Here is a 15,628-nt window from a genome sequence, read left to right as displayed (position 1 = left end):
CCATTTACTTTGTTCATTGATAGAAGTAAATATCAAAGTTGCAAAGAAACAAAGGTTCAAAGTGACAAAGTTTAAAAGTTTTTAAATTTCACTCAAAACTCAAAACTCAAAACTTTACAACCGTCAACCGTCACCCGTCACCCGTCATCACTCAATTCCTCCCCAACAGCCAATCCAAATCGTTTTCTAAACACACCTACAAACAAATACAATAAGGGTGTATCTAGAGCAGCCACCAAAATTTTGAACAAGAAACCACCTAATAATAAACCGCCAAAGAGTTCCCATTTAATCTTTCCGAAGCTACACAACAATACTAAAACTGTAAAGGTGTCTACAAATTGCGATAAAAACGTAGAAAAGTTATTCCGTAACCACAAATGTTTCCCTTTGGTAAGGCGTTTCCAGAAATGAAAAATCTGAATGTCTATATACTGCGCCAATAAGTATGCCATCATCGATGCAAATACGGCAATAGAGGTGGCGCCAAATACTTTATTGAATAAGGAATCATTCACCGGACTCCAATCTGTTGCAGGCACAGCGTTGGCAACATAGACAATGAGCAAAGAGAAAAGCGAAGCGAAAATCCCTGTGGTGACTATTTGGTTGGCTTTTCGTTTTCCGTAAATCTCACTAATAATATCGGTAATTAAAAAGGTAATAGGATAGGGTAAAATACCAACCGATATTTCAAAAGTGTATAGCCCAAAAAAATCCCAATAAAAAAATTTCTGAAATATTAAATTAGACACTACCAGTGACGCAATAAATAAACCTCCTAGAATGAGGTAGATGCGCTGCGCTGCTAATTGATCTTTGATTGATAGGTTTTTCACAATGGGTCTCTCTGTTAACAAAGATAATTGCAAGTCGTTTTCTTTTCATTAAATTCGTCATAAAAATAAAGACTGTCATCGAAAACGCACACACTGTATATTTAGGTTTAGGGAGTAACCTCGGGAATAGATTCGAGCATTTACAAGATGCCATCAATGCTATTTTTAGGCAAGTAGGTGCTGTGTCAAAGATTTCTGCGGTATATGAAACGCCAGCAATTGGTTTTGACGGTGCTCCTTTTTTAAACTGTGTCATAGCGGTACAAACCTATAGTACTTCGCATGCTGTTTTAACTGAAATTTTAAACATCGAAAAGAAGTTAGGAAGACAGCGTCCCGACACCAATGGATATGCATCACGTTCAATTGATATAGATATATTGCTTTATAACGATGAAATAATTGATAAAAAGCGTTTACAAGTGCCTCATCCAGAAATGGAACATCGAAAATTTGTGCTGCAACCCTTAGCCGAAGTGGCTCCAGACACCCTACATCCTATACTTCAAAAAAGCATAGAAGCGCTGTTAGAGATTACCAAAGACGACAGTGTCATTAGCAAACAATCTAAGTGGTTGCGAAACCCACAAAAGGATTACGACTTCTCAAAAATCAACTATATCGCTATTGAAGGAAATATTGGTGCGGGGAAGACTAGTTTGAGTCATATGTTGGCAACAGATTTTAATGCCAAGCTTATTTTAGAACGCTTTAAAGACAATCCGTTTTTACCTAAGTTTTATGAAGACCAAGCGCGCTATGCTTTTCCATTAGAAATGTCTTTTTTGGCAGATCGTTACCAACAACTATTGGAAGATATTACCCAATTCGATTTGTTTAAAGAATGTGTGATAGCCGATTATGACGCCTATAAATCGCTCATTTTTGCCAAGGTAACACTGCAAGAGGAAGAATATAATTTATATAAAAAATTATTCCACCTCATGCATAAAGAGCTGCCAAAGCCAGATGTGTATGTCTATCTATACCAAAACACAGAACGCCTCTTAGAAAATATTAAAAAACGCGGACGTAATTTTGAAAAAGGTATTGAAGCCAGTTATCTTCAAAAAATAAACGAAGGCTATCTAGAGTTTATCAAAAACCAACACGATGACAGTATTAAAATCATCGATATTTCTGAACTCGATTTCGTAAAAAATAGGAAAGACTACCTCACTATTTTAGATCAGATTCTTAGTTAGTTTGTGTTTTTGAGACCATAGTTTAAAAATAAAAAACTCCCTCTAAGCGAGCGATTTCTCAGTTAGTGGCAAAAATCTTAGCAAAACTTTTCTCCTCCCGAAGCTTCGGGAATAAAGGGTGATTTTTTCTTAATTCAGTGAATTTTCTCACCCTTTGCGCCTCCGCTAAAGCTCCTGCGACACGCGGAAGGCGGGGAAAATGAAAATTCACGACAACAAATTTGTTATTGCCAGATTATAGGAAATCGTCTCTCAGCTGGAGAGCCCCGAAGCTTCGGGAGGGGTGAGGGATTTAAAGTCCTATTTTCTGGTTAAAACCAATCAACTCCAAGTGCGAAGCGCGTCCTACCAACTACAAACTAACGTCGAAAGACCAAAGACTAACGGCTCATCTTACAAAACAAGTCCCAAACAACCACACCGCAACTCACCGAAATATTTAAAGAATGCTTCGTGCCATACTGCGGGATTTCAATCACGGCATCACTGGCGCTTACCACGTCTTGTTGCACCCCTTTTACTTCATGGCCCAGTACAATAGCGTATTTTTGATCGGGTTGGGTGTCAAAATTCTCTAGAGAAATAGCATCTTCTGTTTGTTCGATACTCGCAACAAAAACGCCTTCTTCTTTTAAGGAGTTGATGACGTCCAACGTGTTTTCGGCATATTCCCAAGCCACACTATCGGTAGCGCCTAAAGCAGTTTTTTGAATGTCTTTGTGCGGAGGTTGTGCCGTAATACCACAGAGGTATATTTTTTCGATCAAGAAAGCATCGGCAGTTCTAAATACAGATCCAATATTATTAAGACTTCTAATATTATCTAGAATGATAATGAGTGGGGTTTTTTCTGAAATTTTAAAAGAATCGGTATCGAGTCTGCCCAATTCACTATTTTTTAGCTTCCTATTTTTCATGCTACAAAAATACTTTTTTTCTTGAGCTACTCATTTTCTTTGCTTCGGAAATGTTATAGAAATATAATCTAAGCTAATGTTTTTAAGTGATAATATTTCCGAATTATAAAAAATAACAACTTTTTTTAGAAAAATATTCTTTTTTATTTGGAAGTGTACTTTTTTTTTCACAATATTTGTCCACACAAAGTTCAAAGCTTTATTGAAATGTTATCAAGAAAGGTGGAGGGATTAGACCCTTTGAAGCCTTAGCAACCCTGGTGTCATACCGCTGCATAGCGGTACCAGAAGGTGCTACATTCTACACCAATATTTATTGGAGATAGATAACGACAACCCAATACACATTCTGTGTGTTGACGTCAATTTCTTATAACATTTTTCTATTGAGTTTCTTTTTTGAAATGTAATATTGTCTGGTTGAGCGCTTCCGATAGCTATCGGAACAAAACTTCAAAGTTCATTTCATTTTTTGAAACACGAATTAATTAACAATTAACTCTAAAAAAATTTAGAAAAATGAGTGCAACAAACATTATTCATTCTATTCCTAGCGATCCGTTAACGGGTGCTATTTCGGTACCGGTGTACCAAACATCAACGTTTATCCAAGACGCTCCTGGCGTAAACAAAGGCTACGATTATGCCCGCAGTAACAACCCAACCCGCAAAGCATTAGAAGATGTGGTAGCTGGATTAGAGGGCGGTCATGGTGCTTTTGCTTTTGCAACAGGATTGGCTGCTATCGATGCGGTATTAAAAACATTATCTGCTGGCGATGAAATTGTAGCTGTAGATGATATCTACGGAGGTGCTTATCGATTATTTACACATGTATATGAAAAATTAGGTATCAATATTAAATATGTTGATACTACCGATGTTGAAAATGTAGCCAATGCGGTGAGTAGCAAGACGAAGTATATCTGGATTGAGTCGCCTACAAATCCAACGCTTAAAGTAACAGACATTGCTGCCGTTGCAAAGATTGCGCAAAGTATCAATGCTTTGTTGGTAGTAGATAACACTTTTGCAAGCCCAATTGCACAGCAGCCCCTAGCCTTAGGGGCAGATATTGTCATTCATAGCGGTACCAAATACATTGGAGGGCATAGCGATTTGGTAGCAGGATTGGTGGTAACTAAAACACAGGAGCTTTCAGAAAAAATCAAGTTTGTTCAAAATGCAAGTGGCGGGATCTTAGGTCCGTGGGACTGTTTTTTAACCATTCGCGGCATAGAAACGCTAGATCTTCGCTATAAAAAACAATGTGAAAATGCTTATAAAGTAGCCTACTTTTTAGCAGCGCACGAAGCGGTTGATGAAGTCTATTTTCCAGGACTTGAAAGCCATAAAAATCATGAAATAGCAAAGCAACAACAAAACAGATTGTTTGGCGGTATTGTGTCTTTTACACTAAAAGAAAATACGGTCGAAGCGGCAAATGCTTTTGTGACGAGTACGCGCTATTTTAAGTTAGCGGAAAGTTTAGGGGGTGTAAAAAGTTTGCTGTGCCATCCACCACAAATGACACATGCCTCAGTGCCTCGCGAAAAACGATTACAAGCAGGTATTAAAGATTCTTTAATACGCTTAAGTTGTGGAATTGAAGAAGCACAGGATTTAATTCAAGATCTTCAAGAAACCTTTGCTAAGGTTAATACAAATCAAGCTGTCGAGGCTATATAATTGAACACATGAATACAGAAACAACAACAATAAAAACTGCGCGCATTGATATTGAGGTCTTACAGAAAACAAAAGTCAATCTAGTTATTTTTGGTCATGGTTTGGTAGGGAATACATTAATTCATCAAATTCTTGATAAGAAAGCAAAGCTCTATGATGAAAAAGATCTAGATATCAATATTATCGCTGTGGCTAATTCAACACAGGTACTTTTAAATAAACACGGTATTACTAAAAACTGGGAAACAGCCAAAGAAACCTTTGGTGCAAGTTATACTATAGCAAGCATCCTTGACTTTGTGCGTGACAACGAATTTGAACATTTAATAGCCATCGATAATACAGCCGATGTTCACTTTGTCACCTATTATGAGACCTTGGTCGAGCACGGATTTCATCTAGTGTCTTCTAACAAAAAAGGAAATACCCAATCCTTAGCATTTTACAAAAGCTTGCGAGAAACATTGCACAAAAACAATAAAAAGTATCTCTATGAAACCAATGTAGGAGCTGGGTTACCGCTTATTGATACCATAGCGTTATTGCATGCATCAGGAGAGAATATCACAAAAATAAAAGGCGTCTTTTCAGGCTCTTTAAGTTACTTGTTTAACACCTTTTCTGAAAAAGAAGTTCCATTTAGTGATGTATTACAAAGTGCCATAGCTAAAGGGTATACCGAACCCGATCCTAGAGAGGATTTATGTGGAAATGATGTAGCAAGAAAGTTGTTAATACTGGCAAGAGAATTAGACTTACATAATGAGTTAGAAGATGTCCATGTAGAAAATTTAATCCCCAAGTCTCTAAGAGCAGGAACCAAAGAAGATTTTCTTAGTCATTTATCAGACTTGGACATCCCTTTTAATATCAAAAAGAAAAATTGCAAGCCAGAATATGTCCTACAATACGTTGCCCAATTATCAGGTGACGTATCTAGGCATGATGGTGCTAAACTTTCAGTAAAACTAGAGCAAGTGCCAAAGAATTCTGTCATGGGTCAGTTAAAAGGAAGTGATACTATTTTCGAGATTCATACAGAAAATTATGGTAAAAATCCAATTGTAATCCAAGGCGCTGGCGCTGGCGCAGCCGTTACAGCCAGAGGAGTCTTTGGAGACGTGCTAAGACTATGCGAACAAATAAGATATTAGGATAACATCCCCTCTCAGAGGGAGAGGGGCAAGGGGTGAGGGAAAGAAATAAAATGAAACATAAAGAAACAATACATCAAGCATTACAAAAAAGAATCTTAGTACTAGATGGTGCTATGGGTACCATGTTGCAGCGCTATCAATTTACTGAAGCAGATTTTAGAGGAGATAGATTTAAAGATTTTCATAAACCTGTTCAGGGAAATAATGATTTGTTGAGCATCACCCAACCCAAAGCCATTGCCGAAGTACATGCCAAGTATTTTGAAGCAGGTGCAGATATTGTAGAAACCAATACCTTTTCAGGAACTAACATTGCCATGGCAGATTATGATATGGAAGATTTGGTCTATGAACTCAACTATGAAAGCGCTAAAATTGCTAGAGAAGTGGCAGATGTTTTTACGGCAAAAGAGCCTCATAAACCAAGATTTGTTGCAGGTGCTATGGGACCTACAAATAAAACAGCTAGTATGTCTCCAGATGTAAATGACCCTGGCTATAGAGCCATCACTTTTGATGCTTTGCGTATTGCCTACAAACAACAAGCAGAAGCCTTATTGGATGGAGGTGTAGATGTATTGCTGGTAGAAACCATTTTTGATACCTTAAATGCTAAAGCTGCATTGTTCGCCATAGAAGAAGTAAAGGCAGAACGCTCGATTGATGTGCCCATCATGATAAGCGGAACCATTACAGATGCTTCTGGAAGAACATTGTCTGGTCAAACAGCCGAGGCGTTTTTAATCGCTATATCTCATATTCCTCTATTGAGTGTAGGGTTTAATTGCGCCTTAGGAGCAAAGCAATTAACACCGCATCTTGAAGCCATCGCAAACAAAACAAATGCGGCAATTTCGGCATACCCCAATGCTGGATTGCCCAATGCATTTGGTGAATATGATGAAAGTCCAGAGCACATGGCAAGCCAAATTAAAGAATACTTAGACAAAAAATTAATAAATATTATTGGAGGATGTTGTGGCACCACACCAACTCACATAGCAGCAATTGCTAAGATTGCAGCTACCTACTCACCAAGAGTGTTATCCAATGAAATTGCCTTACTACAGCTAACTTTTAAATAAATTCATGAAAGAAACAACACACTTGGTGCCTTTCCCAGCGAGTACTCGAGTCTTGAAATTATCAGGACTCGAACCACTCGTTATTACACCAGATAGTAATTTTATTAATGTTGGTGAACGCACCAATGTGGCGGGGTCCAAAAAGTTTTTACAACTTATAAAAGAACGAAAATTTGAAGAGGCCTTATCTGTTGCAAGACATCAAGTAGAAGGGGGCGCTCAAATCATCGACATCAATATGGACGATGGTTTGATTGATGGCAAAGAAGCCATGGTGACCTTTTTAAACCTAATCATGGCAGAACCAGATATTGCACGAGTGCCTATTATGATTGATAGTTCTAAATGGGAAATCATTGAGGCTGGCTTGCAGGTAGTGCAGGGTAAATGTGTGGTGAATTCTATTAGCTTAAAAGAAGGAGAAGCAGAATTTATACAACAGGCTACTTTGATAAAAAGATATGGTGCCGCTGTTATCGTCATGGCTTTTGATGAGGTAGGACAGGCAGACAACTATACCCGTAGATGTGAAATAGCCAAACGTTCTTATGATGTACTCGTTGAAAAAGTAAATTTTGCTCCAGAAGACATCATTTTCGATTTAAACATTTTCCCAGTAGCAACGGGCATGTCAGCACACCGCAAAAATGCCATCGATTTTATAGAAGCTACTCGTTGGGTGAAAGAGAATTTACCCTACTGTAGCGTAAGTGGTGGGGTGAGTAATGTGAGTTTTAGCTTTCGAGGTAATAATACCGTTCGAGAAGCCATGCATTCCGTGTTTTTGTACCATGCTATAAATGCAGGTATGAACATTGGAATTGTAAACCCAACCATGCTTGAGGTATATGATGATATTCCCAATGATTTGCTTGTGCATGTTGAAGATGTTATTCTAGATAAAAACGCCGATGCCACCGAGCGTTTGCTTGCCTTTGCAGAAACAGTTGTAGGAAAAGCAAAAGAGGGCAAAGTAGATCTAAGCTGGCGTGAAGCTCCACTTCAAGATAGAGTTACACGTGCCCTTGTAAAAGGAATCGATCAATATATCATAGAAGATGTGGAACAAGCTCGACAAGAAGCTGATGCCCCTATTGAAGTGATTGAAGGGCATTTAATGACGGGAATGAATGTGGTAGGTGACCTTTTTGGAAGCGGTAAAATGTTCTTGCCCCAAGTAGTAAAAAGTGCCCGTGTTATGAAAAAGGCTGTGGCATACTTAGAACCATATATTGAAGAAGAAAAACAAAAACAACACCAACAAAATTTACTCACAGACAAAGATGCAGTAGTCCAACAACAAGGGGCTGGTAAAATATTGATGGCAACCGTGAAAGGTGACGTACATGATATAGGTAAAAATATTGTATCGGTGGTGCTGGCATGTAATAATTACGATATTATTGATTTGGGTGTGATGGTGCCGCCAGAAAAAATTATTGCAGAAGCCAAAGCACAGCAAGTTGATATTATTGGTTTGAGTGGCTTAATTACGCCGTCTTTAGATGAGATGGTTTTTTTAGCCAAAGAAATGCAGCGCCAAAATTTTGCGGTACCGCTTATGATTGGTGGTGCTACTACAAGTAAAGCACATACAGCAGTAAAAATAGATCCGCAATACAAACACGCTGTGGTTCATGTAAATGATGCTTCAAGAGCGGTAACAGTAGTGGGCGATTTGTTGCAAAAAGAAAAGAAAGAAGCCTATAAAAATGACTTAAAAGAGGAATATTTAGTTTTTAGAGATAAGTTTTTAGGCAGGCAAAGAACCAAAGAGTATTTGTCAATTAAAGATGCTAGAGCCAATAAGTTTAATGTAGATTGGAGTGCTTCGGAAATTTTAAAGCCCAACCAATTAGGGAAACAGATCATTACTAATTTTGATATTGCAATAATACGTGAATATATAGACTGGTCTCCTTTTTTTAGAAGTTGGGACTTGCACGGAAAATTTCCGAAGATATTAGAAGACGAAGTAGTAGGAACCCAAGCCACCGAATTATTTGCAGATGCCAAGGTGATTCTGGATAAAATTATTTCTGAAAAGCTCTTGACAGCCAAGGCTGTTTTTGGCTTGTTTGAGGCCAATACAATTGACGATGATGACATTCAAATAACGGTTGATTCTCTCCCTCTGGGAGAGATGCCCGCAGGGCAGAGAGGGAAACCCAATAACAATTTTATTTTCCGAACCCTCCGCCAACAATCAAAAAAAGCAGCAGGAAGACCTAACATTGCCTTAGCAGATTTTATTGCACCAAAAGAAACCAATATTCAAGATTACATGGGTTGTTTTTGTGTGAGTACTGGTTTTGGCACCAAAGAATTAGCTGAACAATACGAAGCAGAAAATGATGATTATAACAGCATCATGGTAAAAGCCCTAGCAGATAGATTGGCAGAAGCCTTTGCCGAATATTTACATAAAGAAGTCCGAACCAAACACTGGGGCTATGCAGCAAATGAAAATCTAAGCAATGATGATTTAATAAATGAAAGCTATAAAGGAATTAGACCCGCACCTGGCTATCCAGCCTGTCCAGATCATCTCGAAAAAGAAACCATTTGGGAGCTTTTAAATGTAAAGGAAACCATTGGAGTTGAATTAACTGATGGATTGGCCATGTGGCCGGCAGCTTCAGTATCTGGATATTATTTCGGAAATCCTGAAGCACGCTATTTTGGACTCGGAAAAATAAAAGAAGATCAAGTAAAGGACTATGCGCAACGCAAGGGAATTTCAGAAGAAAAAGCAATCAAGTGGCTCGCGCCCAATATCCCTGCGTAGGCAGGGATCTCACAAGTAGCTAAGGAGATTGAAGAAAAAAACCAGCAAAGTATGAGGAGGCACGACGATCCTTGTAGGTAGAGAAAGAAGTCTCCCTTTGACCGCGTGCGCTAAAGCTTTAGCGGTGGAGCAAGTGAGATTTAGAGGGATGTTTTTAACTCAACCTGCAAGGTGTTGCCGCAGGCCTCCTTGTAGGTTTAAGCAAGAGTTTAATTTTTTTTGACAAAACCTTCTAGACGTAAGGGTGTAAAACCAGCAAGGTTTGAGGATGCACGACGATCCTTGTAGGTTTAAGAAGGATTATTTTAAAATATACTATTAAAATTAAATGAGTAGTTGGGTGAGATTCCCGCCTACGCGGGAATTCATGAAAGTAACAGATCACATACAAAATGCCAACGGAAACACACAATTCTCATTTGAAATATTACCGCCTTTAAAAGGACAAAATATCAACGAGATATTTGAAAGCATAGATCCGTTGATGGAGTTTAAACCACCTTTTATTGATGTTACCTATCATCGAGAAGAACATATATACAAAGAATTGGAAAATGGTTTATTGCAAAAGAAAGTGGTACGTAAGCGTCCTGGAACTGTTGGGATCTGCGCAGCCATACAAAACAAGTATAATGTAGATGCCATACCACATATTTTATGCGGAGGATTTACCAAAGAGGACACAGAAAACTTCTTGATAGATCTTGGGTTTTTGGGTATTGATAATGTAGTAGCATTACGTGGTGATGCCGTTAAAAATGAAACCTATTTTACTCCAGAGCAAGAGGGACATCGCTATGCAAGTGAACTGGTGCAGCAAATTTCAGATTTAAACAAAGGCATCTATTTGGATGATGAAATTCAAAATTGTACGGCTACAGATTTTTGTATTGGCGTAGCGGGCTATCCAGAAAAACATATAGAAGCCCCTAGTTTGGATAGCGATATTCATTTTTTAAAGCAGAAAATTAAAAATGGAGCTACCTACATCGTCACACAATTGTTTTTTGATAATAGTAGGTATTTTGCTTTTGTAGATAAATGTCGTGCTGCTGGAATTACCGTACCCATTATTCCAGGATTAAAACCAGTGGCCACAAAGAAACAGTTGAATTTAATCCCACATCGCTTTAGTGTAGAACTCCCAGACGACTTAATCATGGAGGTGGTGAAATGCAAAGACAACAAAGCAGTACGTCAAGTAGGGGTGGAGTGGTGTGTGCAACAAAGCAAAGAATTAATCGCAGCAGGTGTGCCAGTAATGCATTATTATTCTATGGGAAAAAGTGATAACATCGCCGCCATTGCCAGAAGGCTTTTTTAAACTTCGGAAATGTTATGGGTTTGGAATATATTCCTTGTCAGCCTGAGCTTGTTGAAGGGCATTTTATGATGGTTTTGATTAGTTAGGGAGGATTGGTCTTCGACAGGCTCAGACTGACAACGTGTTTTTCAATATTGTGGTTGTAATTTACTGTCACCCTGAGCTTGTCGAAGGGCGTTGTTAATAAATCCCAGTTTTGGCTATCAAAAAGTGCATAACTCTTAGGGATCATTTCTTCTGAAATATTCAATTAATGGCTATTTTTACGAGCATTAAAATTTCCGAAGTAGATGTCAAAAGCAAAAAAGGTAACCCCTTTAATGAAGCAGTATAATACCATCAAGGCAAAGTATCCTGATGCCTTGTTATTATTTAGAGTAGGAGATTTTTATGAAACCTTTGGAGCAGATGCTGTAAAAGCAGCGGGAATTTTAAACATTACTTTGACCGCGAGAAACAATGGAGGCGACAATATAGAATTGGCTGGGTTTCCGCATCATTCTTTAAATACCTACTTACCAAAATTGGTTATGGCAGGCTGTCGTGTGGCAATTTGCGACCAGCTTGAAGACCCCAAACAAACTAAGACTATCGTGAAACGTGGTGTTACAGAATTAGTGACACCTGGGGTGGCGTTGAATGATGATATTTTAAAAGCGACTTCTAATAACTTTTTGGCTGCGGTGCACTTCGGAAATGTTAAAGGTTCGAAACCTGCAACGATTGGTGTTAGCTTCTTAGATATCTCTACGGGTGAGTTCTTGACTTCGGAAGGGAGTGCAGAATACATCGATAAATTATTGCAGAATTTTAATCCGAGTGAGGTATTATTTAGCAAGCAAAAAAGAAACCTGTTTTCGGATACCTTTGGTGATAATTTTCATGTGTTTCATCTCGAAGATTGGGTGTTCCAGAAAGATTATGCAATAGAAACCTTGCACAAACAATTTGGCACTAAAAACTTAAAAGGTTTTGGTGTAGACCATATGGAACAAGGTGTTATTGCCAGTGGAGCAGCGTTACACTATCTAGGCGAGACCCAACACAACAAACTAGAACACATTACCAAGATATCGCGTATTGCAGAAGATCAATATGTTTGGATGGATCGTTTTACCATTCGTAATTTAGAACTCTACCATAGCAATCAACAAAATGCGGTGACCTTATTAGATGTAATAGACCAAACCATTTCTCCTATGGGTGGGCGTATGCTAAAGCGTTGGATGGCATTGCCGCTAAAAAATAAGGATGCGATTATTCGTCGTCATGAGGTGGTAAGTTATTTATTGGAAAATATAGTTGAGCTAGAAAAAATACAGACCAACATAAAACGCATTGGCGATTTGGAGCGTTTAATTTCGAAGGTGGCTACGGGTAAGATTAGTCCGAGAGAAGTCATTCAGTTAAAAAATTCCTTAGAGGCTATTGTGCCGGTGAAGGGTATTTCAGAAAAAAGTAATAACGAATCACTTCGTGTACTTGGAGAACAGTTGCAAGAATGTGAAGTATTGCGTGCTAAAATAAAAGAGACTATTAATGAAGAAGCCCCTGTAAATATTGCAAAAGGAAATGCAATAGCGGTTGGATTTCATCCAGAATTAGACGAGTTACGCGCCATTGCTACAGGAGGGAAAGAGTATCTAGACCAAATGCTAGCGCGAGAAACAGAACGCACGGGGATTAGCTCCTTAAAGATTGCGAGCAATAATGTATTTGGTTATTATATAGAGGTGCGTAATACCCATAAAGATAAAGTACCTGAGGAGTGGATACGCAAGCAGACCTTGGTGAGCGCAGAGCGTTACATTACAGAAGAACTAAAAGAGTACGAGGCTAAAATTCTAGGTGCCGAAGAAAAAATTGCCGCCTTAGAGCAAGATATTTTTGCCAAACTCGTGCAATGGATGTTACAATACATTGCACCGGTGCAACAAAATGCCCAGCAAATTGCAACCTTAGATTGTCTATGTTCTTTTGCGAGTCATGCTAAAACTTCAAAGTATACCAGACCCGTTTTTGATGATAGTACCGATCTAGATATCAAAGAAGGCCGGCATCCTGTGATAGAAAAACAATTACCCCCAGATGCTCCTTTTATAAGTAACGATGTGTTTTTGGATCGCGAGAACCAACAAATTATCATGATTACGGGGCCTAACATGAGTGGTAAAAGTGCCATATTGAGGCAGACTGCTTTAATTGTATTGTTGGCGCAAATGGGAAGTTTTGTTCCAGCAGGATCGGTGCGTATGGGTACGGTAGACAAAATTTTTACGCGGGTAGGCGCGAGTGATAACATTTCTATGGGCGAGTCCACCTTTATGGTAGAGATGAACGAAACGGCGAGTATCTTAAATAACATTTCTGAACGCAGTCTGGTCTTGCTTGATGAAATTGGTCGGGGTACCAGTACTTACGATGGAATTTCAATTGCTTGGGCGATAAGCGAGTATTTGCATGAGCATCCGAGCAAAGCCAAAGTGTTATTTGCGACCCATTATCATGAGATCAATGAAATGACAGAGACCTTTGGTAGGATTAAAAACTACAATGTTTCGGTAAAAGAGCTACAAGATGATGTATTGTTTCTTCGGAAATTGATACCGGGTGGATCGCATCATTCCTTCGGAATCCACGTAGCAAAGATGGCAGGGATGCCAAAAGCGGTATTGCAAAGAGCCAACAAAATTTTAAAGCGTTTAGAAAAAAGTCATTCCAGCGAAGAGTTAAGTGACCAAATGAAACAGCTTTCGGAAGATGAGATGCAATTAAGTTTCTTTAAGCTAGACGACCCTCTCTTAGAAGAACTGCGCGATGAAATTCTAGAAGTAGACATCGACACCCTTACGCCAGTTGAAGCTTTAATGAAGCTCAATGAAATGAAGCGCATGTTGCAGCGAACTGCCACTGTGAAAGCGAAGAAGTAAAACCAATTTCAAATAAAAATCGGATTCCCCCTTTGAAGAGCCTGTCCCGTTATCAAAACGGGAGGGCTAGGGGTGAGGGCGCTATGAAATCGATCCCGAAGCTTCGGGAGAAATCTGAAATCGAAGTCGAAGTGTTGATGTGATAGAAAGCCACCCTTTAGTCCCGAAGCTTCGGGAGGAGTAAAGCTTTTTTTATTTTTTCTTCAAGAAGTCTCCCTTTGACCGCGTGCGTTCAAGCTATAGCGGTGGCGCAAGGGAGATTTAGAGGGATGTTCCCTTCCATTACTTTATTGTAAACACAAAACAAAAATCCCCCTCTCCCAAACAATAGTCTCATAAAATATCAATACATGTATCTGGGAGAGGGGCTAGGGGTGAGGGCGCTATGAAATCGATCCCGAAGCTTCGGGAGAAATCTGAAATCGAAGTCGAAGTGTTGATGTGATAAAAAGCCACCCTTTAGGGCAGTGGTAAGCTTTTTTCAATAGTTCCCCACTTTGAAGAGGGGTTAGAGCCTGCCCCGCATTTACTTCGGGGGGAGATGTTTTTTTGTTTTGAAAAATTTAATTTTATAAAACAAAAAAAGCCTCATGATAAGATGAGGCTTAGTACTGAAGACGGGTCCCGATAGCTATCGGGATGAACCTTTACTGATATTGCTGTCTATTGGTTTTTTTTAAACAAAAAAAGCCTCATGATAAGATGAGGCTTAGTACTGAAGACGGGTCCCGATAGCTATCGGGATGAACCTTTACTGATATTGCTGTCCTTTGGATTTTTTTAAACAAAAAAAGCCTCATGATAAGATGAGGCTTAGTACTGAAGACGGGACTTGAACCCGTACGGACATTACTGTCCACTGGATTTTAAGTCCAGCGTGTCTACCAATTCCACCACTTCAGCAGTTTAGAGATTGCTACTACTCCCGATAGCTATCGGGATCAGCATTGGTATGTTATATAGAGCGAAAAACGGGATTTGAACCCGCGACCTCCACCTTGGCAAGGTGGCGCTCTACCAGCTGAGCTATTTTCGCGTAGTTTAAGAATAGTGTTTTCGCAATATTCTTTTTCAATATGTCAATACATTGCTTTTTGTAAGATGATTTCTTACTAGAAGCGGATGCAAAAATAAAACATTTATAGAAAGTACAAAGCGCTTTTTGTGGAAATTTTTGGAGATTTCTAAAATTTATTACTATAAGAAATTATGATCATTTTTTATCTTTTAATAATATTAAACTATTAAAAAATAATTGTTTTAAGAGGTTTTAAGGGATTTAATTTAAATTAATGTGTTATAGTATGTTTTCAGTAAAATTATTCTAAAATCGTCTTATTGTAATTTTTGTTTTTTGTTAGCTATCATTTTTTGCTTCTTTTTTTCTCTTCTGAAATTTTAGAGTTTAGAAAAAATGAAGGTGTATACTTTATACGTGTACGCACTTACTTTTTTAATTGTTTTTTGATGTAGAATAGAAATATATTGTCTTGTAAATGTTAAAAAAACATCTCTTTTGTCGAAAAATTTAATTTGAATACGACTTTAATCGTATTTATGTGTTTTTAAGCGAAAACTAAGCTTGTTTTGCTTTTTTGCTTTAAATCGGTATTAAAATTTTGATTGTCCGTAAACACTCATAATTGATAATTATTTTGTATTTTAGATTAAAATAATGGATATGAATATATTTA

General features: G+C 38.4%; 9 protein-coding genes, 2 tRNA genes and 1 riboswitch. Of the genes, 7 read left to right on the top strand and 4 right to left on the bottom strand.

From position 1 onward, the window contains the following. Positions 1-137: 137 nt before the first annotated feature. The gene (locus ACY2RS_RS13995) at positions 138-839 is read right to left on the bottom strand and encodes a queuosine precursor transporter (RefSeq protein WP_490099289.1); all 702 of its coding nucleotides are present in this window, start codon (positions 837-839) and stop codon (positions 138-140) included. 77 nt (positions 840-916) lie between these two features. Here ACY2RS_RS13995 and folK point away from each other — a divergent pair, with 77 nt between their 5' ends. Then, positions 917-2,044, top strand: coding sequence for a 2-amino-4-hydroxy-6-hydroxymethyldihydropteridine diphosphokinase (gene folK / locus ACY2RS_RS13990; RefSeq protein WP_490099348.1), 1,128 nt, complete (start codon positions 917-919; stop codon positions 2,042-2,044). 380 nt (positions 2,045-2,424) lie between these two features. On the opposite strand, the gene ACY2RS_RS13985 is transcribed toward folK, so the two are convergent. After that, positions 2,425-2,961 carry an RNA methyltransferase gene (locus ACY2RS_RS13985; protein ID WP_490099288.1) on the bottom strand — a complete coding sequence of 179 codons (537 nt, stop codon included), beginning with the start codon at positions 2,959-2,961 and terminating at the stop codon, positions 2,425-2,427. A 207-nt stretch (positions 2,962-3,168) separates the two neighbouring features. Then, a riboswitch (SAM riboswitch) is annotated at positions 3,169-3,294 on the top strand. Between the two features lie 186 nt (positions 3,295-3,480). Here ACY2RS_RS13985 and ACY2RS_RS13980 point away from each other — a divergent pair. The 6 genes from ACY2RS_RS13980 to mutS all read left to right on the top strand — a co-directional run bounded on the left by ACY2RS_RS13980 (position 3,481) and on the right by mutS (position 13,934). Beyond that, entirely contained in the window at positions 3,481-4,650 is a 1,170-nt protein-coding gene (locus ACY2RS_RS13980; protein WP_490099287.1) for a trans-sulfuration enzyme family protein, read from the top strand. Between the two features lie 8 nt (positions 4,651-4,658). Continuing rightward, a complete protein-coding gene (locus tag ACY2RS_RS13975; RefSeq protein ID WP_490099286.1) occupies positions 4,659-5,804 on the top strand; it encodes a homoserine dehydrogenase family protein in 1,146 nt (381 codons plus the stop codon). Between the two features lie 53 nt (positions 5,805-5,857). Next, on the top strand, positions 5,858-6,892 hold the full coding sequence (locus ACY2RS_RS13970) for a homocysteine S-methyltransferase family protein (protein ID WP_490099285.1): 1,035 nt from the start codon (positions 5,858-5,860) through the stop codon (positions 6,890-6,892). A gap of 4 nt (positions 6,893-6,896) precedes the next feature. After that, a complete protein-coding gene (metH, locus tag ACY2RS_RS13965) occupies positions 6,897-9,680 on the top strand; it encodes a methionine synthase (RefSeq protein ID WP_490099284.1) in 2,784 nt (927 codons plus the stop codon). 367 nt (positions 9,681-10,047) lie between these two features. Next, complete coding sequence (metF, locus tag ACY2RS_RS13960; RefSeq protein ID WP_490099283.1) at positions 10,048-11,004, top strand: methylenetetrahydrofolate reductase [NAD(P)H]; 957 nt, start codon at positions 10,048-10,050, stop codon at positions 11,002-11,004. Between the two features lie 290 nt (positions 11,005-11,294). After that, complete coding sequence (gene mutS / locus ACY2RS_RS13955; protein ID WP_490099282.1) at positions 11,295-13,934, top strand: DNA mismatch repair protein MutS; 2,640 nt, start codon at positions 11,295-11,297, stop codon at positions 13,932-13,934. An 817-nt stretch (positions 13,935-14,751) separates the two neighbouring features. Here the strand turns inward: mutS and ACY2RS_RS13950 are convergent. Next, positions 14,752-14,837 (bottom strand) — tRNA-Leu (locus ACY2RS_RS13950). Positions 14,838-14,897: 60 nt separating this feature from the next. After that, positions 14,898-14,970, bottom strand: a tRNA-Gly gene (locus tag ACY2RS_RS13945). Positions 14,971-15,628: the final 658 nt, after the last annotated feature.

The sequence above is a fragment of the Patiriisocius sp. 208BN25-11 genome (assembly GCF_058147145.1).
Note: the sequence above shows the minus strand (reverse complement) of the source record. Positions and strands in the feature narration are given on the sequence as shown.